This window comes from Gluconobacter sp. Gdi (assembly GCF_014132155.1).
Lineage (GTDB): Bacteria > Pseudomonadota > Alphaproteobacteria > Acetobacterales > Acetobacteraceae > Gluconobacter.
Map to the genome: position 1 here is coordinate 103,093 of NZ_BLJQ01000007.1, position 20,976 is coordinate 124,068.

Consider the following 20,976-nt stretch of genomic DNA (forward strand, 5'->3'; position numbering starts at 1 on the left):
CTGTTCCTTTCTCAGCTGACGGCGCGGGTGTCGAACCCGGCCACGATCTCTTTCAGTCTCAGGCCCGAGCCGACCGAGAGTGTGAAGCCAAGGGCACCATGCCCCACATTGAGCAGAAGATTGTCATACCTGGTGCGGGCGATGATCGGAACGCCGGTCGGGGTGGCGGGCCGCAGTCCGGCCCACGGCGTATCGTCGCCCTGACCCAGTGCGCCGGGAAGCGTCTCCGCCACAAGCGCGCGCAGTTCTCCGAGGCGTTTTGGGTTCAGATCGGTATTTTCCGAACCGATATCGACCATTGCGGCGACCCGCAGGCGATCGCCTAGACCGGCATAGACCACGCGGTTGTCGTAATCCGTCACGCTGACTGAGGGCACGAGGCCGGGACGCGGACGCGTGGTCAGGCTGTAGCCTTTCAGGCCGTAAAGCGGCAGGTCAATCCCGAGCGGGCGTGCCAGTTTCCGGGAGCCGATCCCGGCTGAGAGAGCCACAAGATCAGTCTCAAAGGGCTTGCCATCCAGCTGGACTTCGCATCGGTTTTTCGGGCCTGTTGTGAGCGTGGCGTCGCCTTGTATAAAACGAAAGTTCGGAGAAGCTGCGAGGGCTTCGCGCAGAGCCTTGCAGAACAGGAAGCAGTCCCCGACCTCGTCCTCAGGCGAGAAAATCCCGCCTGCAATCTGCCCGCGCAGACCCGCGAAGGCGGGTTCAACATCAGCACATTCGGAAGGCGAGAGCGTGCGCTGGAGCTGCGGATCGCTGACGGATTTTGCGGCTTTACGGAAGGTAGTGGCGTTCCTGTACAAGACGAGTTTTCCCGGACGACGCCACAGGAAATCGCCCAGACCTTCCTCGCGATAGTTCTGAAGCTCGGCCTGTCCGCTGAGAGCCAGATCAAGCAGGACTGCGGCGTTGCGGCGGTTTGTTTGCCGGTTGCAGGCGAACAGGAACGCAAGCAGCCAGCGCCACTGATGCGGATCGGCTTTCAGTCGCAGCGAGATCGGAGAATTCGGGCGGAACAGCCAGCCCAAGGCGTCCTGCGCGATACCGGCGTCGGCCAGCGGGCTGACATAGCGGTAGCTGAGCTGGCCGCCATTTGCGAAGCTGGCGTCCTGTCCGACGTCCTCGCGGCGTTCGATCAGGGTGACGTCATGTCCGTCTCGAACGAGGGCGTAGGCGGCTGTCAGGCCGATAACGCCTCCGCCGATGATGGTGATGGTCCGTTTTCCGGCCATAAAAATCCTGAGCGTTCAGAGGCTGGGCGTGGTGGAGACGCTGCGATCTCCTGCGCCGTTATCATGCCCAAAACCTACAGCCTCCAACTCAGTCGGGCTAATGCAAAGAGGCCATCTTTCCATAACCTGTGGTTAAGGTTTTGTTTTACCATGAAAACAAGGTATCAGGGCTTGGAGGGTTTTGTTGCAGAATTGACTTTCTGCGGGTGCAGGTCTTGCGCATCAAAGCTGAAATCAGAGCCGATGACCTGCATTTTCATGCTGCGGGTGCAGGTCTTGCGCATCAAAGCTGAAATCAGAGCCGATGACCTGCATTTTCATGCCACTCACCTGACCCGAGATGCCGCGTTCGAACTGCACATAGGAATCATCGTCCGCATCCTGCCCACGGTCATCCCAGTGGACAATGAACAGATCATGCGGCAGGGCGGAGAGCGTTCCGGTCAGGCCGTCAGCATGGCTGAAGGACATCCGCAGATCTTTTCCACGAAGGCTGATTGTGATCGGGCCACGCCAGTCATCGTGATAGGTCCCAACATAGTCCTGCTGCGCATCGTGTGAGAGCGTGATGAAAGGTCGCGCGGGGGAGCCAGGGCCACTCTCGGCGGCCTTTTTCGCGTTTGCAGCCTGCTTGGCGTTTTTCTCGTTCTGGAAATGCGTGACCCAGTCTGAACTTGCGCCGGTTGCGACATAGGAGCTGAGTGTTGTCGCAATCGCGTAAGTCGCCGCGTGATCGTCATGGTTGGTCAGAATGACAATGCCTGATCGGCGTTCGGGCAGGAAGGTTACGTAGCTGACCATTCCGCTGATGGTGCCGGTGTGCCAGACGCGCTTGAGGCCAAAGAAATCCTCCATGAACCAACCGTAGCCATAGGCGCGGAAATGCGTCTTTGTAGCCTCCGCCGTCTCGGCCAGGGGCAGGAGTCCGTGCGGCGCCCAGAGGGTATCGCGGCTGGTCTGGCTGAAAATCTGCTGGCCGTTCGGCGCGCGGCCGCCATTGAGATAGGTCTGGGCCCATCGCGCCACGCCATCGGCGCTGCACCAGATGCCGCCTGCCGGTGCGACACCCGGCAGGCGCAGGGCGCTCCGCTCAGGCAGAGCTGTGCTTTCACCTTCGCCGATTGCCACATTCGTCTGGCCTTTGACGGGCGGTGTGCTCTGACAGGCCGGAAGGCCCGCCGCATCGATCAGGCGTTTCTGGACCACATCTTCCCAGCTCTGTCCTGTAAGGCGCTCCACCAGCGCGCCTGCGACGACATACAGAAGATTGTTATAGGCGTACTCGCTGCGGAATGGGGCTGTGAACGGCATGAAAGGCAAGCCTGCCAAAATCTCCGGACGCGTGAACGTGCTGTGTGAAAACAGCATCAGGTCTCCGGCGCCCTGTCCCATGCCGCTGTGATGCGTCAGCAGATCCGAGATGCGGAAATCCCGCGTAATGGCCGGATCGGCCACGCGGAAGTCCGGCATATGATCAATTACCCGGTCGTTCCATTTCAGCTTGCCCTGATCGACCAGTTGGGCCAGCGCCGTCGTGGTGAATTCCTTGGTGTTGGAGCCGATAGCGAACACTGTGCGGGCGTCAACCGGTGCGCTCGCGCTGTCCTGGGTGCGTCGTCCATAGCCGCGGCTGAACACGACTTCGCCATCCTGCACCACGGCAACCGCAACTCCTGGCACGTCGAAGGCCGATCGCGCACGTTCCACCGTCGCGGTGATGTCCTGCTCGGTTAGTCCGCGTGGCAGCGTCGCGGCATGGGTGATGCATGTTGTGGAAAGGAAGAGGGCCGTCGAGACGGCAAGCATGAGTGACTGTCTAAAAGGCTGGATCATGAACGGCTCTGAATACGAATTTCCGGCTCCGGAGCAGGAGGAGACCGTGAAGAAAGAAAGATGATTCAGAGCACGAAATGTTCTGCCTGTCCTGTCTTAAAGATGGAGTGAACCCTTAACCTTGGGTTAAAATACGCCGTTCATTCTTTCAAGGCGAGGAGATCGACGTCCAGTTCACTTCGCAGGAGGGCAAGGATATTCTGTGAAATATGCGACAGGGCATGGTCTGCCCGGAACAGAACTGTGCAGCTCACGCTTAAGGGTGGTGAGAGAGGGCGGGGGCGAGACAGACCCGGATGATGCAGGGCTGTCACAGCATCCACGATTGCACATCCGCCACCGAGGCGAACGAGTTCAGCTGCCATGAAATGAGTTCGTACTCGCACATGGGCCTTGATGGGAATTCCAGCCTCTTCCAGCACCATATCCAGCATGCGGGCCGTGGGATCGTTTTCGGTTAACCCGATATAGCGTTCAGGATCGATCCCGGTAACGCTGACTGGTCCTTCTCCCGCTTCTCCGTCGATCATCATCAGCGGAATGTCTGCAATATGGAGTGCTGTCAGTCCATCGTATGTGTAATCGCCGAAAACAATTCCCAGATCGAGGTCATGATTCATGATGCGAGATACGATTTCAGTCCCGTGCATCGCATCGATCGTCAGTTCCATTCCCGGATGATCGGCACGGTATCGCTGCACCACACGAGGCACCAGGCTTAACCCCAGGCTTGGTACGCATCCGATACTGATTGAATGTCCATCCCGCGCGTAGCGTAAATTGTCGGTCAGGCGCTTGAGATCGGATAGTTTCTCGAAGATCGCGTTGACATGCGGGAGCATGATACGGGCCTCACGTGTCGGCACCAGCCGGCCGCCCGTCCGTTCAAACAGCGCAAAACCCAACGATTGTTCGGCGTAGCGCAGAACCTTGCTTGCTGCTGGCTGCGAGACGTGAAGTAACTCGGCAGCACGTCGGAGCGAACCCGTCGTCATGATCGCATAAAAAACTTCGATCTGGCGCAGGCGCATTGGGGGTCCTTACTTTGAAAGAGAGGTTTCTGAACTGTTCACAGGAGGGGAGGCAAGAGGGGTAACATCTACGCGCGAATGAAACGTCTTTTATCACCCTTTTGCAAAAGCCGATGCCAAAGACATGGCATGGGTTATGCTGACTTCAGAATGGAAATTCAATCTGAAACAAGAACGAACCACGCTTGTATGGAAAATAGGCTGCTTGCGGAAATTTCTTAACCTGGAGTTATGCTTTGCAAGCTTTTTGAGAATTTCATTCTGGCCGAGTTTCCGTAATGATTGATAAGACTTCAAAATGAATATGGTAGTTTCCTGAATGGTTTTGATTGGCAGTTCGGCTTGAGAATACCATCGCGGCATAGCAAAATTTATATGCAAAACCATTTACACCCTGATGCTTGCCTGTCGAAGAAAGTCGATGCCAGCGTTCTGAAGTTAGGCGGTCCAACCTAATCTGGCACCTGTATGTAGATCACTCTTTTCCCTTTCGTAGCTGGAAGTTTTTCTCAATGCTCCTTCTCTCGCGCCGCCATGCCCTGACAAGAGGAGCATCTCTTGTAGGGCTTTCCAGCCTCTCCGGATGCGCGTCCGGAACTCTTATCAACCCCGACCTGGATGCGGACGTACGTTCCATACCTGTCATCCGGGCACGAACTGACAGAGTTGACCGGATTACAGTCTGTCTACGTCCTTTCCGGGCTGCTGGACCGCGCTTGGAGGTGGAGCAGGTGGGCCGAAAGACAGTCGTGCATAATTATGGGCATGGCGGTAGCGGCTGGTCGCTCTCATGGGGCAGCGCAAAGCTGGCGGTAGAGCGGGCGTTACCAGTCAGTTCCCGGAATATCGGGGTCATTGGATGCGGTGCGATTGGCCTCACGACGGCAATTGTTGCTCAGCAGGCTGGCGCTCAGGTCACGATCTATGCTGAGGCTCTTCCACCATTCGTCCGTTCTGCACGGGCCTCCGGAAGCTGGACACCGTCTTCTCGTATTGCCCAGAAAGACGCTGTGACGCCGGAGTTTGCCGCGCGATGGGAAAGCATGGCCCGGCATTCCTTCTCCTGTTATCAAGGCCTTCAGGGGCTGCCAGGAAATCCGGTAGAATGGGATACTTTTTATGGTATGCGTTCCCGGGAGCCCTCGGTGCCTCATGCAGATCCCATTGGTTTTGCCAAACTTGATGAGCGTATTCAGGACATCGAACCTCAGGGAAACCTGATCAGGATAGACGACACTCGATTTCCATATTCGGAAGTTCACAAGAAACCGAACCTGATTTTCAACGTCACAAGCTATTCGGATTATCTTTTGCGGCAGTTTTTGGAGCGTGGCGGCAAGATAAAAATCTTGACCCTTCATCATCCTTCAGAACTGACAACTCTCCCAGAACCTGTTTTTATTAATTGTACCGGGTATGGCGCCAGAGCCCTATGGCATGATGACAGCATTGTTCCCATACGGGGGCAGATCGCATGGCTAATTCCTCAGCCCGAGGCGCTGTGCAGCATGAGTTTTGAGAACGTATATGTCGTTTCACGAAGAGATGGCATCGTTGTCCAGTGGATGGGCCATGATATGGGGTTTGGATATAACAACACAGACGAAATGCCTGATCTAGTAGAAGCTAACCACAGTGTTTCGATAATAAACAAACTATACAGGCGGATCGGGTATAAGATTTAGAACGATTTTTAATCGGGAATAATTATTCAGATAAATCGTGTGGGATATCAATTGTTTGAGGCGCTTAGAGGTGTGAACAGCATGGCTTTGGCTTTCCTCGACCATAAATGCAGGCCGCACCATCATGGCGGAGTTGCCTCCTAGGTACTCTGCGAATAAGGCGGTCATTTAGGGCACCTATCTCATAATTGTCTTTGATAGTTCGGTTGTCCTGAGGGGTTTAGCCAAATTTAGTAACCACTCAGATTTTCAGATGTCAGTCTGGCTTGTGCCCAGAGTTCTTACGGCCCGACATTTTGTGATTTCCTTCTAATTGCCGCAGGAACTGGGGTACTTTTGGCAGCAGAAACGGATGTTCGAGGTCGGGCTTGGAAGTTTCGCGATCGCCTCGTTTGCGATTAAAGTTTTTTCGCTGTGGCTCTTGGGGTGGCGAGCAATTCAGAGAGCAGGTGTTGCTGTTTACCCTACGACCGCTGAAACGCAGGAACTTGATGACCACATGATCGGCTTTCCGATGCATCGTGTATCTCTGCCGACGGATGCGCTTACGCCTGTAAGGTGGCAAGTAGGCGATTGATATTTCGTGAGAAAGTCCACTTTCTGAAGTGACAGAGTATCCTTATCCGTGGACTACTGAGCGTCACGAAAATCAGTGCGACCTGAAAGAGAGAACGTCTCTCCTTTGGGTCCATCAGTGGAGAATAGTTCTTGAAGGCCAACCTTTCCCTCGTAGCCGTTTTCGCGGCTGGTTTTTTCGCGATGGCTGCCGGTGGTCCGGCTCTCGCCAAAGATAGTGTAGATAAGGGCTCCATCAGTTCAGGCAATGTCCGGGTTGTTGCCCGCTTCCCTCATGTTCAGCCATCCGGCATTGCGTTTCTTCCCGATAACCGGATGGTCGTAAGCTTTCCGCGGAGTGCTCATGAACACACAGGGGCGCGGCTTGGGGTGTATGCCCAGGGAAAGATTATTCCGTTTCCTGATGCGGCATCGCAGGAGCAGTTTGTCTCGCCGCTTGGCATGATTGTTGATGCACAAGGCAAGCTCTGGGTTCTGGACGAAGGTATGGTCGAAGGGCAGGGCACCGTTGCCGGTGCTCAGAAGCTCTTTGAAGTCGATCCTGTGACAAATCAGATCGTCAAGGTGTACCCGGTTACGGCGCCTGCGCTCTTGCCGGACAGCCACCTGAATGACGTCCGGATTGACTTGACACACGGTACTGCTGGTACGGCCTTTATCACCGACACCTCAACAGGAGTTCATCCAGGTCTTGTTGTCATTGATCTTGCGACCGGAAAGCAGCGGCGTATTCTCGCTGATGCCAAGGTCGTCTCAGCCGAACCTGGCTTCGTCGGCATGATTGATGGTGTGGTAGGGCGCTATGATCCGGATCATGCAGTCATTCCGCAGGGCGGAGTAGATGGAATTGATCTAAGCGCTGACCAGAAAACGCTTTACTGGCAGTCTCTGAGCAGCCGAAAGCTATACTCTGCCCCTACCGCACTCCTATCGGATACAAAGACGACAGAGGCGCAGATTGAAGCCGCTGTGACATATGAAGGAGAGACCACAATGGGAGACGGGATGGCAACCGGCCCGGATGGCTCTTTGTACATCTCGGATGTAGAGCGTCACGGCATTCTTCGGCGCACGGTCGATGGTCAAGTTATGATGGTTGCGCGTGATGCCCGCCTTATAGAGCCGGACGGCCTCGCATATCATGACGGTTCAGTGTATAGTGTAATTGGACAATGGGCACGACTTCCTGTGTTTCATGATGGTAAAAGTCTTGAAGAGATGCCATTTATTATCGTTAGAATTCCACTGAATAAATAATTATATTCGGGATCAATTCTTTTTATTATTTTATTGATCCCGGCTTTAATTTTAATTTCTATAATTCTACTTAATAAATTAATTATATTTTATTATAACAATAACCTCATGCTTGTTATAAATCATTTATATCGTGTTATATTCAATGCGTGCTGTAAAAATTCATAATATCGCAGAAAATAGGTTTGAATTTCTGTAATTACTCTTCTAAGAAGCCTACCGAAATTACAGGTGGATAGATCAGCTCTGTACATTTGCGTTTTCTTCGGGCGCACTTGAGTAATTTTCAGCACGGCCCTCTCTTTTTTCAATCGAATCCCAGAGTCTTATGGACACCAAAACCCTCTTCTCCGGAATGGCCTTGGCCTTCGGAGCGTATGCTGCGTTTGCCGTTAGTGATGCCTTTTCCAAACTGCTGGACGGAAGTCTGAACCCGTTTGAGGTTGCGTTTTTTGGAGGTGTTTTCGGTTTTCTTATTCTTCCTTTCATTCGTAAACCCCAGGAATCCTATCTAGACATCGTACGGCCTCAGCTTCGTGGAATGTGGCTGCTGAGGGCTTTCTGTGTCTTCGTGGCGACAGCTGCCAGCGTTAAAGCTTTTATGCTTCTTTCGATGCCAGAAGCTCTGTCGATCACGTTTCTGATGCCGCTTTTTGTAACCATTCTATCGGTTCTTCTTCTTAAAGAAAAAGTAACATTCTGGGCATGGTTGGCTGTTGCGCTTGGTTTTGCGGGGGTTCTCATAGTTCTGAGGCCCGGAATGCGTCCGCTTAATTTAGGGCATCTCTGTGCGCTTTTAGCCGCTTGTGCGAATGCAGGAAGTGTCATTGCCTATCGCATCGCCAGTAAGGAAACAGTGAGGCTGTCGCTGTTTGGGTCCAGTCTCATGGGGCCGCTGGTTGGAAACGGCATCCTGATGATTGCCCATGCCACTTGGCCTTCCCATGTCGAGACTTGGATTTACCTATTTGGGTATGGCTTTCTGACTGCATTGGGGCAGTTGTGCATGATGCTTGCAACCGCTCGGGCACCCGCGAACCGCGTTGCGTTGCCGCAGTATAGTCAGATGGCGTGGGGAGTTGCGCTGAGCTATCTCGTCTTTCGTCAACCCCTCGACCGCTGGACTTTCGTTGGTATCGCCGTCCTGACAGCTTCCGGCATGTTGAACTGGATCCGTCAGCGGATACGTTACGAGAAAATGGCAATGAAAGAGCGCCTTGAACGCCGTAAGGCTCGAAAAATTGCCAAGGACTCTCTGAAAGCAACCAGGAAAACCGCTCTCCCTACTATGTAATGAGGCAGGGCAGAGTGGAAGATTGAGCTAGTTCCGAAAGGAACTGGGATTTCCCGCTATTTTCCTGTCGAAGGCAAGGGAAGGCATCCACTAAAAGGATGCCTTCCCCTATGTGAAATGAGAACCTACAAGTTTTAGGTCAGCTTTATGTCCAACTAAGGTGACCAGATTGCCAGTCTCGGCCTCCAGGGGCCTATTTTCCTCGCGCGAAATTGCGGTAAACTGAAACGTTCATGAAAGAGCAAGCGATATAGCTTACGCTTAGCAATTGCTTTTAGGGATATCTCCCAGAGACAGAATATTCGGCTTGTTCAGAAACGTTTTTTCGCAGCACATTATCACTAAATAAGTGACCACAGTGCCGCGTTCCCCGTTTTCAATGTTGAGCCCAAGGGGCTGGCTAAAGTTGCGCTCACGACTGCCGGCAAGCCAGAAGATGTCTCCAGAGACCGTTGATCCGGGCAGGCAAGGCGCTCCAGTGGGCTGCTACATTACCCATGAATACCTCGTCGTGTGCGACAGTGAGGTATAAGTTATGGCGCATCATTTACTGCTAGTTCTTGCTTTGGCGCTCGAACAGATGGCGACTGTCATACAATGAAGAAGCCTAAGATTTGCCCATCTCTTCCGTGGGAAAGCGCGAAAAAAATATTTCCCAAGAATGACGAGACTTAGATGTTTTTCTTGGGGAAAGCATTTTCTCTGTAAATTAAGAGATGAAAATACCAAGGAAATGGATGTTAATTCCCATAGAGTAGTCAGTGCTAAGCTCAGAATAGAGGAAGCGTCAGAAGGGAAAAATGCTCCCTTCTGACGCTTCCACTCCACCTAACAAACGTTATGGCGTGCTGTTACCCGTCGTGGTTTTGACCATGACATGGGAAACTGCTGTTTCAAGATGATCTGTTCTGGTCTTGGCGACCAGTTCTGCTGTGACATGATGATCACCGCTGCCAAACGTCGCGGTTACGTAGTTGACCAGTCGAGCGATTTCTTCGTCGCTCAGGCGCTGAACGTCAGAATTGTAACCAAATCCTGGCATGCTGGCATGGCCGCCTGCAGGCGTTTTCCTGTCCACACCGTAGACGATGGCCATAATGAGGTTGTCAACACGCTCGGAACCGACGACTGAATTAGCATACAGTGACGGGGCATACTGATCTGCCGTGCCTGCACCATCCTGCCCGTGGCAGGCGGCACAATTGCCGGTGTAGATTTCTGCGCCAGACTTTTCGTGCAGATTGTCAATGCGGGTGAGTTCGCCAGAGCGAAGGTCCGGATTGTAAGCCGCTTTGCCCAGACTGTCGCGGGCCTGATGATCCTTGTCATCATCATGAGGCTGGATCTGCTTGATGAAGGCCGCAAGCGCGTGCAGATCCTCATCCGTCAGATGGCTGGTGCTATGCTCGACGGCTTCAGCCATGGGGCCTGCAGCCTGGCTGCGGTTCTTGGCACGGCCGGTCTTGAGATAGGCTACGAGGTCATCCTCGCTCCAGTCTCCGATCCCTCCTGTCGCACTTGGCGTGATGTTTGGTGCATACCAGCCGGCAAGCGGTGCACCGCCCAGATACTGGCTCTGCTTTTCGATCAGCATCCTGTTACGCGGTGTGTGACAGGTTCCGCAGTGTTCAAGAGCGGTTGCGAGATAGTGTCCGCGACGTAGCTTGTCATACTGGGAGGAATCCCCGGTCTCCTGCTTCTCTCTGCCCGCAAGCAGATTCCAGGCCATCATCGACATGCGGATGTTGCCAGGAAAGCTGAGATGCGTCTCGGTGGGCTTCTCTGCAACAGGGCGAATGCCATGCATGAACCACGTATAGAGCGCATGCACGTCCTGGTCCGTCATGCCCGCATAGGAGACGTACGGCATGACCGGGTAAAGGTAAGCACCATCCTTGCGGACACCGTGACGCAGCGCCTTTTCGAAGTCAGCCTCCGTATAGGCGCCGATCCCGTGTTCCGCATCAGGTGTGATGTTGGTAGAAATAACGTCACCCTGCGGGGTCGCAATTTTCAGGCCCCCGGCAAACGGCTTGCCGCCTGGGCGGGTGTGACAGGCAATACAGTCTGCTGCAGTCGCCAGATACGCACCACGGGACATAACGTCCTGTCCCACGTCAGTTGCACGGGCAGTAGAATATCCCATTCCACCCAGAACGGCGCCACTGATCAGAAAAGACGCAAAAACTTTCTTGAAATCAGGCATGAAGCAGTTCTTTTTTCAGCGTATCAGCAACACGGAGCGCAAGGGCTGCGACGGTGAGGGTGATGTTCCCGGTTCCAACCGTGGAAAACACGGACGAACTTGCGATGAACAGGTTGTCATGGTCATGCGTTCGGCAATGGCCATCCACCACGGAGTTCTTTGGGTCCGTTCCCATAATGGTGCTGCCGGAGGGGTGATCCTGCGGGAAGTAGCCCGGTGTCCATTCCTCATCGGTCCCATGCATCAGGCCGATAAGCTGCTTGAAGACGCCTCGCGTGTGCTCACAACTGCGAACTGTGTATTCCGGAAGCTTGTAATAGACTTCCGGATGCGGGATCCCCAGCGCGTCCTTGTTCGTCTTGCTCAATGTCAGACGGTTGTCCGGATCGGGCAGGGCCTCATTGTGGCTGAAGAGACGGACGGTGTGCGACGCCAGATAGCGGATCTGCTCTTCCAGATCCTTGCCGACATATCCCTTTGAAATTGCAAGCTGTGTTGCGAAATCCACCTGGTTGTCATCCACCATGTGGACGAGATATGCGCCATGCTCACCGCGCCAGTCGCCATCGCGGAAATTGTCGATGACATTGGTTTCCAGAGGTCCGCGGCCCGGCCAGAGAGATTTGTCGCCGCTGATGAACGTCACCTGAACGCCGGTATGATCCATCATGTTGCGGCCGACCTGATCGGAGCTGTTGGCAACCCCGGTCGGGCTTTTCTCATCGGCGGAGACCAGAAGCAGCTTGGCTGTTTCGATGCAGTGTGCCGCAATGACGAAATACTTGCCGGTCACGCGGTGCGATCCCTTGTCCGGATCGTAATAGTGAACAGCCGTGACCTTCTTGTTCGCTTCGTCGCGCTCAATCTTGTACACGACGGCATTGGTTACGAACTTCGCGCCGGCGGCTTCCGCGTGGTAGACGGAATAGCTGCCATTATACATGGCACCGATTGGGCAGATCGGCATGCAGTTGTTATGCCCTTCACAGGTCGGGCGCCCATCATACGGGCGCGTATTGCGGGCCTGAGGTTCATGGACAACGCGCCATGGTGTCTGTTCTGCAATGAGCTGGCGGAACTGCTGCGCGGCATACGAGAGCGGTAGTGCGTCCATCGGGTAAGGTTGCGCACGCGGAGAGCCCAGATCTTCGACCTTCGGATCAGGACCACACACGCCCATCATGACCTCGGCCTGATAGTAGAATGGCTCTAGATCCTCGTACTTGACGGCCCAGTCACGACCTTGATCGTAGCGGGTCTTGAGCTCGAAGTCAGACGGCAGGTAACGCCATGCACAACCGGCCCAGTGCCACGTCGTGCCGCCCATCATTCGCAGATAAACCTGCTGATAAGCTTCGGCGTTCGGCCCGGTCGTGTGCAGGTATTTGTTGGGCGTTATCTGGTTGGGCGGGTGCGGGGCCCACGGGGTGGATGGAAAAGGCCCCTGATAGGACGGCTTGTTTTCCAGATTGCGGAAATTCTCGACGAAATGCTGACGATCCACACGGGGGCCAGCTTCGAGTACGACAACAGAAATTCCGGCGCGCACCAACTCATTGGCAATAGAGCTGCCCGCGACACCGGAGCCGACGATGACGACATCGGCGGAGAGGTTCTGGTCAGAAGACATGAATGAGGCTTTTCCGGTTTTTCAGGTGGGTTCTACGACGAAGGGGGATGCGGAAAGCGCAGGCTGTCCCGTCGGACGCTCCACTTCTGGGGGCTGGGTGGTCCAGTAAAACGGACCGCCCGCCGCATAGGTTTTGGGATAGATGGCATCTTTGGTGACATCAAACATCAGGGCCGTGCGATAGACAACGACCTTTCCGTCAGCAACGCCACGATACCAGCCGATCATGATGTCATGAATGACATCCTTGAAACCTGGATCAGCCTGTTCTGCAGCCTTTGCAAGCTCCGCAGAAGTGCCCGGGTTATTGCTTTTCATGATGTTGTATAGCTTGGAAAGCTGGGCTTTGCGTTCTGGAACGGAATGGATGATGCCATTGTAGAGCGCCGCGCCAACCTGTGGATCGAGATGCTGACGATCCGTCATGCGGCACGATATATCCATGAATTGTGCAATATTCGGATCAGTCGTAACGCCTGCCGCCTCAGAGCTCCCGCCACCAATTCCGTAAGCGAGTATGGCTCCAAATCCGGAAAGCAGAACGTCCCGACGCATCAGTCTCAAGGACTGGCTCGTTCTGATCGCATTGGGCGAGGCATTGAGATGGCCAGGAAACGAGCCATTTCCATTTCGTGTCACAAAAACCTACTCCACAAAAACCATTATCCAATCGTCTGAAAGGGCCGAGAAATATCTTGCGCTGAAACTACGCAAAACAGATTGATGCAGGGTCAGGGCATGCCAATAGAATCTATCGCATCGGAGACAGCAGAAACGCTTTCATTCAGCAAGGATGAAGATTCCATCAGAATTGATGCGAGTAGAGAAGGTATGCCCTGATAGTCTGACAACAATATATATTCCTGTGCCCTTTCGGAAACGAACATCCACCTATCGGAAATTGAAATTTATAAAAACCCCTAAGATCTTATCGTCAAATATCGTATATGATTAGGTCCTTATATTTATATACAGATATAAGTCTCACTTATTAATTTGATTTTGGGGCCTGCTGTTTTTCGCCACGAACATTTTGAGAAGGAGGTCCGTTTCGTAGCCTAGCCTGCGAAATCAAGTGCTGGATGCTGATTGGGGCTTACTTGAAGGGAGAAACGTTCTGCTGTGGAGCCATGCTGCGAGAGACATGCTCCGCATCGAAATTAGCCATTCATGCCGTGAACCGGTCGGCATTCCAGACCCAGTACCTGCGCAGGATAAAGTCTGGAGAGTGTTCGTTCCATGTCTTGCAAAACAGTAGCGCTGACAGTGATTCCTTTTTCAAGTCAGGTGGGGCTCACCGTAGAAGGACGGACCATTTCAGGCTCGAACCACTGACCGAGTTGCATGCCAAGGCCATGAGCATGGTCGGTTAGGGCATTTAGTCCGTTCGGGGAAATATTGGGGGTGACATTCCAGCTTCCGAGACTGCGCGAGTTGCCAAGCTGCCCAACCGGGCATCATGCAGCACAAAATTCTCGACGCCCAGCTTCTCTGCTGCGTTAATTCGTCACAGAAGATGTGCCTTCTCGCGAGTTCAGAATGGCAGGACACGTTGTCGGGCATGATGCTGGAATGCACGGGCATATAAGCGGCATGAAAATAAGCTTCTTTAACTCTCAACAAGAACTGTCTGCGTCGCTGCGTGGCCCGGATTGTGCCATTGAGAGTAGCATTTACAAGCTGTGTCCCTGCGGGGCCGTTTGTCGCTGTTTGCTCGCCAGAATGGTCGATTTCAGCGCTAAAACTCCTGTCACTTGTAATCTGGATTCATGCCTTATAGAGAATTCCCGAGCGGTTTTCTCGCATTGTGCTCTGTGATGGGACGCTATAAAGCGAACCATGTTATTAGAAAGTCTAATCAATGGCGCATGAGAATTTCAATGATCTTGCAGCCTTTGCGGCTGTTGCACAGGAACGGAGCTTTACACGAGCGGCAGCAAAAATGGGGGTTTCTCAATCAGCTCTCAGTCAGACCATTCGTGCTCTTGAAGAGCGGCTTGGCTTGCGCTTGCTGACACGAACAACCCGGAGTGTTGCTCCGACCGAGGCTGGTGAGCGTCTTTTTCAGACACTGGCGCCGAGATTGAGCGAAATAGAAGCCCAACTGGCAGCTCTGACTGCCTTGCGTGATAAGCCGGCCGGTACAGTGCGGATCACAGCCGGGGAGCATCCAGCACTTTCTATTCTTCAACCAGCCTTGAAACGTTTCCTCTCTGATCATCCAGATATCAATGTTGAATTGATTGTAGACTATGGCCTGACCGATATCGTTGCCCAAGGATATGATGCTGGTGTCCGGATGGGAGAGCAGGTCGCCAAAGATATGATTGCGGTTCGGATCGGACCTGATATGCGCATGGCGGTTGTTGCATCGCCGGGATATTTCAAGCGGCATCCTTTGCCGCAAACGCCTCAGGATTTGATGGACCATAATTGCATTAATGTTCGCTTGCCGACTTATGGAGGCATTTTTCCGTGGGATCTGGAAAAAGATGGGCAGGAAATACATGTTCGCGTTGAAGGGCAGCTTGTTTTCAACAATCTAGCTCTGCGCATCAAATCTGCGCTTGATGGGTTAGGGATTGCCTATCTCCCTGAAGATGCAGTGCAGGCGTATATCAAGTCCGGTCGATTGGTAAGGGTTCTAGAAGACTGGTGTCCAACCTTCCCAGGCTACCACTTGTACTATCCAAGTCGAAAGCATTCGTCCGTATTGCCTCTTGTCGTCGATAAATTACGCTACAAAGTGTAGGTAATTTACAGAAGAAAATTCACGTAGTTGGTGGGAGTATTCTGAGGTTGGACTTTGTAGATGCTTGTGATTTTTGAAAAATAGCGAGACCCAGCCTAATTTTGTAGGCTGGGTGAATTGTTTCTTGGGTAATTTATGAGCATTTCATTCTGAAAGATTTCGCCACAGGTCAATATGCCCTTCACGTGCATATTGATCGATCAACTGCAGTTCCTCGTCACTAAATGACGGGTTCTGAAGAGCGTCAAGTGAATCGTCGAGCTGTTGGATGTTTCGTGCGCCAATGAGCGCGGAGGTGACGCGGGGATCTCGCAGGATCCAGGCGATAGCCATCTGCGCAAGGGATTGACCGCGCCGTCGTGCAATATCATTCAGGGCGCGCACGTGGGCGATGTTCTCATCCGAAAGCATTGCCCGTTTAAAAGAATTTTCTGCTGCCGCCCGCGAATTTTCTGGCGTCCCGTTGAGGTACTTGTTCGTCAGAAGACCTTGGGCGAGTGGAGAGAAAGCGATACAGCCGACGCCGAGGGTTTCAAGCGTATCGAGCAGTTCTACCTCGACCCAGCGATTGAGCATTGAATAAGAAGGTTGATGGATGAGCAGTGGTACACCTTCAGACTTCAGAATGGCAGCAGCCTGCTTTGTCCGTTCAGGACCATAGGACGAAATACCGACATAGAGTGCTTTTCCTTGTCGATGCATCTGCACCAGGGCGCCCATCGTCTCTTCGAGCGGCACATCTGGCGTTGGGCGATGGGAGTAGAAAATATCGACGTACTCAAGCCCCATCCTTTGAAGGCTTTGGTCAAGAGAGGCGAGTAGATATTTGCGTGAGCCGCCGTTGCCATAGGGGCCGGGCCACATATCCCATCCAGCTTTCGAAGAAATAATCATTTCATCGCGGTGAGCTGCAAAATCCTTTTTCAGAATCGTGCCAAAATTTTCTTCTGCGGACCCGTAAGGAGGGCCGTAGTTGTTGGCTAGATCGAAATGTGTGACGCCGCGATCAAACGCGCGCCTGATGACGGCCCGACCTGTTTCAAACACATCAACGCCGCCGAAATTGTGCCACAGACCAAGGGAAATAGGTGGCAGATCAAGGCCGGAGTGACCACAACGGCGGAAGGTCGCTGTTTCATAACGGGATGAATCGGGGGTCCAGGTCATGGAAAAGTCCTTGTTGTGCGTGCTTCGTAAAGCAACATGTAGGTTTCAACTGAGCTGGGAGAGCGGGGCATAATTTAGGGATGGCAAGACATGCCGAGTGAACAGGTCACGTTCACTCTGATGAGGATATCCAGACTGGATGAAAGCTTTCATTTCGTAGTCCTGATAGACACGTAATTTGGTCGGTATCTGATCGGGAGTGACAACATTTTGCGCCCATTCAAGCGGATCGGGCTCCATCAGAAAAACGTCTGTCGCAGCGTCGGAGCCATTCTGCTGACAAATGCACTCATGCCTAATCCAAGACTATATCCAGAAGGCAGGAGGAGGTGGTCAAACCCTTATCTCTCAGCACTAAGCACGATATTGCACGTGTGGTCCCCGGATGACTGAAGGGTGACATCTGGAAAGCCAAGAAATTCGTAGTCATTCTCACAGAGGACTGAAGGCCAGCTTACTTCGCAGTAAGGTGGCAGATCTGCAGCAGCCAGCATCGAACGAGATCCCAAATAACTACACATGAAAGCGATATAAATTTAACACTTAAGTATATTGGTGTATACCAAATTTTACGATCACAATGACAGAAAGTGTTGGATAACGCGTTTCATTTTTTTTGTACCGTTTTGATGGACCAGAAATATATTCGTAATCTGGCTGTCATGTGTGAAATGCGTACTGTTGCACTTGTCGATCCATAGGCAGGTTCTGTTGCAAGGTTAGAGAAAGCTTGCGGGTAAGATGCCTCCAAGAGCCAGCAATGCCAATGTTTATTCCATGCTCGCGACGTTGAAGCGGGAGACAGCCACCGTAGCGTCATCAAACTATATGCACCCTGACGGTCTATTACCTTTGCTTAAAGATGACTGCCGCATTCTCTGCGAAAAATGCTTCCGTGCAGCGATCGCTGATGCTCATAAATTTCATTTTTAATTCAGAATGAAAATATTGATTCATGCTGTCTGTTTTGCTTTTCAAGCTGGCGTTTGCATCCATGGGATTTGTCATTTCGGTGCGATCCTTAGGTGCCCTCGCGACAAAGGTCTACGGTCCTTCTTGTGGAACGCGATCCTGACCTAATCGACATTCCCGATTTCGTAGTTGATATGGGACCTGGATCAGGGGAAGCAGGTGGAGAAATTCTATTCTCCGGGCCCCGTACAAAATTACAAAAGCCTCAAACGCCCACTGGGGAATACTTTTGAGCAGAACGTAGTCTACATCCTGTCGCACGCCTCACGGTGATCCTATCCAGGTCCCTAATGCTCATCTCAATAACCTTCAGGGCATTGACGTCGATATTCCCCGTAAGGTTCTCACTGCCCTGACGGGGTTGTCGGCTCCGGCAGAAGCTCTCTTATCAAGAAAACTCTAGAGGTCATGCCTTCCGCGACGGCTATCAACCAGAGCCTCTTACGTGGCAACATGACATCTACGGTCGCGACTTACAGGGGCGTCACGCAGCACATCCGAGATCTGTTTGCGCGATCTAATGGTGTATCCTGTAGCTGATTTACCAATGCGTCAAAGGGAGTTTGTCCCGTCTGCAAGGGGCGCGGTGTCATTGTGACGGAACTCGCTTTTCTTGAAAGTACGGCGATGACCTGTGAATCTTGTAATGATACAGTATTTAATTAAATAACACTTGGATATTAATTCGATAATCGGAATATTTCCGAGCTTATGACGAGGCCGGTGGATCAGGTTGCATCGTTTTTCACGGAACCGGATGACGGAAAGATACTTGAGTGTCTACGGCACGTTGGTCTGGGATATCTCACAATCGGACGCTCCACTTCAATCCTTTCAGGGGGGGGGGGCGAAAGACAGCGCGTGAAGCTCGCGTCCCTGCTTGATGAGGATGTCGATATACTTAATTTCGGTGAACCGACAACGGGTTTGCACGGCATGGACGTGACCCGGTTACTGACTGTGATCACGGACTTGTAGAACGCGGGGTAATAGTCCTGATGGTCGAGCATAATCTGGATGCAATGCTCGCAGCAGACTGAATCATCGACCTTGGACCGGATGCTGGATCAAGGGGAGGGAAGGTCATGCATGCTGCCCGGCATCCAGGAGTGTTGATGTTACGCATACTCTTACGGGAGAGGAACTTCGACGTTAAGTCAAAGTGGATGTCACCAAACGCCGCGCAGTCTGATTTTATGCGTGAAACGCGAGGACTCTCGTTGTTGTTCGTGATGGGAATGGCAGGCGCAACAGGGGGGGGCATCAGTAGGAGCAGTTCAAAATATCAGCAGGGTTTAAGGCTCAAAATGATCAAAGGCGGTCGTTAACCATGCTGAAGGGAAGGGTAAGGTATAAAACCCTCAAGCCCCATCATGACCTCAAAAAAGTGCCGTTTCGGACTATATTTCAAGAATGAGTTAAATCAAGAATCATCAAATGCGAGTCCGAATCCATAATATGATCCTGCTTGTAAGAGAAAAATCTTCTGTTTGATCCATCTATATTTCTCAGGTTCGAATTGAAAGCATCTCTAGGGATGAGAATGAGGAAACAGAAAAACATGTGATTATTTCCCAAGTTTTTTGATCTGCTTATTTCTTCAGATCGGTTCCGTCATCCATTCGTAAATAAAACATTAAAGTTCCCTGAGATATTCCCACGAAAAAAGCTTGAGCTCATGTTTCTCCGGTGTTTACATTTTTCTCTCACCGCTGCTGTCCCTCATAAAAATGACCGGCAATTGCAGTGAGACAGTTCACTTGGCCAGAGCGTGAACACTTTCACATTACGCTTGATGGCTGATGATTGAGGATGCACACGCAATGGCGACTTATAGAGTTACTTCTGGGCAAGTGGTCTCAAATGCTCTCGTTTATGGGGATGTAGAAATTGTCTCATCCGGCGGAGCCACACAGGATCAAAGCAACAGTGGGCAACGTTACGTTGGCTTCGGTGGCATTGTCCGCAACGGTGTCGTTGGCAGCGCAGGACAGGATTATATCTCTAGTGGTGGCTCTTCTTATCAGGGGGTGATTCAAAGCGGGGGTATCAGGCACGTCTACGTTGGCGGCACAGCCGATAACCCGTTTATCGCCGGTGGTGGAACTGTTGACGCTCAGAGTGGTTCGACAGTACTGGCAGCCTATGCTTTCAGCAGTGGTGTGCTGAGCGCAACTTCTGGTGCTGTCATTAGCGGGGCGGAGATCACCACTGGTGCGTCCATTATTGCGGATGCCGCAACTGTTCTAAAGGGCACTATAACAAACGCAGCTACTATCTCAGGCGGCGTACTTTCCGGATCTGGCACAACGGAAATCACGTCTTCCGGTGCAGTTCTTGCTAACCAGACAATCGGCAGTGGTGCATCTGCAACTCTTCTCGCTAATGCAGGAGCAGGAAGAAATCTGGTCATCAGCGGTGGAACGCTGGATTTATACACAAACAATACGTCAAACACGACTATCGTTGGTACTGGTGGTAACTTTATTCTGGAGTCTGGTGTAACATTTACTGCCACTAGCGGAAATTACGCCACCAGCGGAAACACAATTACCGTTAATTCGGGCGCTGTCCTGTCCGCTTCGCGTATTCCTTCCGGTGGTACGATAAACGTTCAGGGTGGTGTTGTATCGAGCACGGTCGTCGATGGTGGAACACTGAATGTTTACACAGCGACCGGCGGAACAAATAATACAGCATTTACGTCAAATGGTGGTGTTGTTAATCTGGAATCCGGTTTCAAAGATAACAGAACCTGGACTGTTTCCAATAACGTTACCTTCAATGTTTTGAATGGCGCAGCGATCTCTACACCTACAATTAAGAGTGGAGGTACTGTATCTGTTGTTTCCGGGGGTACAATTGCAGGGCAGGCTGTTGTCTCTTCGGGTGGTACACTGGTCGTCAACGGCACTGTTGGCAGCAATAGCATCCTGCTTTCTGGTGATGGTGCGAACTTGGTTATCAGTGGCACCTCCATGCCGACGAATACCATTTCGGGCTGGTCGCCCACAGACACGATTGAACTGGCGTCCATCCCGCAGGCCAGCGTCACCAGTGTCAGCACAACGGCCAGTGGCATCACGTTCTACACCACCGGTGGCACGTATTCGTTGAACGTGCCGAACGCCAGCACGTATGGCTATACCCTGTCGTCTGACAGCAATGGCGGTCTGGTCTATACGACATGCTTTGCCGAAGGCACCGCGCTCACAACTCCTGACGGGGAAGCCACGGTCGAAACGCTCGTGCCGGGCACGCTGGTCATGACGCCGAAGGGGGCCATGCCTGTCAAATGGCTGGGTCATCGCTCCATCACCGTCTCCAGCCAGCCTGTGCCG

At 52.5% G+C, this 20,976-nt stretch carries 13 protein-coding genes and 1 pseudogene; 5 read left to right on the forward strand and 9 right to left on the reverse strand.

Going from position 1 to position 20,976, the window contains the following annotated elements; translation table 11 throughout:
• Nucleotides 1-11: 11 nt before the first annotated feature.
• The 3 genes from JN414_RS12605 to JN414_RS12615 form a co-directional block, all read right to left on the reverse strand.
• Entirely contained in the window at nt 12-1,232 is a 1,221-nt protein-coding gene (locus JN414_RS12605; protein ID WP_202208187.1) for an FAD-dependent oxidoreductase, read from the reverse strand.
• Nucleotides 1,233-1,466: 234 nt separating this feature from the next.
• Nucleotides 1,467-3,065, reverse strand: a complete 1,599-nt coding sequence (locus tag JN414_RS12610) for a serine hydrolase (protein WP_202208188.1) — start codon at nt 3,063-3,065, stop codon at nt 1,467-1,469.
• 140 nt (nt 3,066-3,205) lie between these two features.
• Complete coding sequence (locus JN414_RS12615; RefSeq protein ID WP_202208189.1) at nt 3,206-4,096, reverse strand: LysR family transcriptional regulator; 891 nt, start codon at nt 4,094-4,096, stop codon at nt 3,206-3,208.
• Between the two features lie 512 nt (nt 4,097-4,608).
• Between JN414_RS12615 and JN414_RS12620 the strand changes: the two genes are divergently transcribed.
• The 3 genes from JN414_RS12620 (at nt 4,609) to JN414_RS12630 (ending at nt 8,908) form a co-directional block, all read left to right on the forward strand.
• Nucleotides 4,609-5,781 (forward strand): FAD-dependent oxidoreductase, encoded by a 1,173-nt coding sequence (locus tag JN414_RS12620; RefSeq protein WP_202208190.1) that lies wholly within the window; start codon nt 4,609-4,611, stop codon nt 5,779-5,781.
• A 708-nt stretch (nt 5,782-6,489) separates the two neighbouring features.
• The gene (locus JN414_RS12625) at nt 6,490-7,614 is read left to right on the forward strand and encodes a major royal jelly family protein (protein ID WP_237390048.1); all 1,125 of its coding nucleotides are present in this window, start codon (nt 6,490-6,492) and stop codon (nt 7,612-7,614) included.
• Between the two features lie 328 nt (nt 7,615-7,942).
• Nucleotides 7,943-8,908, forward strand: a complete 966-nt coding sequence (locus tag JN414_RS12630) for a DMT family transporter (RefSeq protein WP_237390049.1) — start codon at nt 7,943-7,945, stop codon at nt 8,906-8,908.
• Nucleotides 8,909-9,746: 838 nt separating this feature from the next.
• Here JN414_RS12630 and JN414_RS12635 read toward each other — a convergent pair.
• The 4 genes and pseudogenes from JN414_RS12635 to JN414_RS17250 all read right to left on the reverse strand — a co-directional run.
• Nucleotides 9,747-11,114: a cytochrome c gene (locus JN414_RS12635; RefSeq protein WP_202208191.1), complete on the reverse strand. Its 1,368-nt coding sequence runs from the start codon at nt 11,112-11,114 to the stop codon at nt 9,747-9,749.
• Complete coding sequence (locus tag JN414_RS12640) at nt 11,107-12,744, reverse strand: GMC family oxidoreductase (RefSeq protein WP_202208192.1); 1,638 nt, start codon at nt 12,742-12,744, stop codon at nt 11,107-11,109. Before JN414_RS12640 ends, JN414_RS12635 begins: the two co-directional genes overlap by 8 nt.
• Before the next feature lie 21 nt (nt 12,745-12,765).
• Nucleotides 12,766-13,383: a sorbitol dehydrogenase family protein gene (locus JN414_RS12645; RefSeq protein WP_308469049.1), complete on the reverse strand. Its 618-nt coding sequence runs from the start codon at nt 13,381-13,383 to the stop codon at nt 12,766-12,768.
• 644 nt (nt 13,384-14,027) lie between these two features.
• Nucleotides 14,028-14,168: pseudogene (locus JN414_RS17250) on the reverse strand (alpha-galactosidase); the annotation flags it as partial.
• Between the two features lie 437 nt (nt 14,169-14,605).
• On the opposite strand from JN414_RS17250, the gene JN414_RS12655 reads away from it, so the two are divergent.
• On the forward strand, nt 14,606-15,496 hold the full coding sequence (locus JN414_RS12655) for a LysR family transcriptional regulator (protein ID WP_202208193.1): 891 nt from the start codon (nt 14,606-14,608) through the stop codon (nt 15,494-15,496).
• Nucleotides 15,497-15,640: 144 nt separating this feature from the next.
• Here JN414_RS12655 and mgrA read toward each other — a convergent pair whose 3' ends face one another.
• Entirely contained in the window at nt 15,641-16,663 is a 1,023-nt protein-coding gene (mgrA, locus tag JN414_RS12660) for an L-glyceraldehyde 3-phosphate reductase (RefSeq protein WP_202208194.1), read from the reverse strand.
• 846 nt (nt 16,664-17,509) lie between these two features.
• Nucleotides 17,510-17,671, reverse strand: a complete 162-nt coding sequence (locus JN414_RS12665) for a hypothetical protein (RefSeq protein WP_202208195.1) — start codon at nt 17,669-17,671, stop codon at nt 17,510-17,512.
• Between the two features lie 1,787 nt (nt 17,672-19,458).
• Between JN414_RS12665 and JN414_RS12670 the strand changes: the two genes are divergently transcribed.
• The coding region (locus JN414_RS12670) for a Hint domain-containing protein (protein ID WP_237390050.1) at nt 19,459-20,976 on the forward strand (1,518 nt) is incomplete at its 3' end.

What these genes read in the sequence shown, in the direction of transcription:
- JN414_RS12615 (WP_202208189.1), bottom strand. Translation starts at nt 4,096, where the DNA reads ATGCGCCTGCGCCAGATCGAAGTTTTTTATGCGATCATGACGACGGGT.
- JN414_RS12665 (WP_202208195.1), bottom strand. Translation starts at nt 17,671, where the DNA reads ATGACAAATCCCATGGATGCAAACGCCAGCTTGAAAAGCAAAACAGAC.
- JN414_RS12640 (WP_202208192.1), bottom strand. Translation starts at nt 12,744, where the DNA reads ATGTCTTCTGACCAGAACCTCTCCGCCGATGTCGTCATCGTCGGCTCC.
- JN414_RS12620 (WP_202208190.1), top strand. Translation starts at nt 4,609, where the DNA reads ATGCTCCTTCTCTCGCGCCGCCATGCCCTGACAAGAGGAGCATCTCTT.
- mgrA (WP_202208194.1), bottom strand. Translation starts at nt 16,663, where the DNA reads ATGACCTGGACCCCCGATTCATCCCGTTATGAAACAGCGACCTTCCGC.
- JN414_RS12630 (WP_237390049.1), top strand. Translation starts at nt 7,943, where the DNA reads ATGGACACCAAAACCCTCTTCTCCGGAATGGCCTTGGCCTTCGGAGCG.
- JN414_RS12610 (WP_202208188.1), bottom strand. Translation starts at nt 3,065, where the DNA reads ATGATCCAGCCTTTTAGACAGTCACTCATGCTTGCCGTCTCGACGGCC.
- JN414_RS12635 (WP_202208191.1), bottom strand. Translation starts at nt 11,114, where the DNA reads ATGCCTGATTTCAAGAAAGTTTTTGCGTCTTTTCTGATCAGTGGCGCC.
- JN414_RS12655 (WP_202208193.1), top strand. Translation starts at nt 14,606, where the DNA reads ATGGCGCATGAGAATTTCAATGATCTTGCAGCCTTTGCGGCTGTTGCA.
- JN414_RS12605 (WP_202208187.1), bottom strand. Translation starts at nt 1,232, where the DNA reads ATGGCCGGAAAACGGACCATCACCATCATCGGCGGAGGCGTTATCGGC.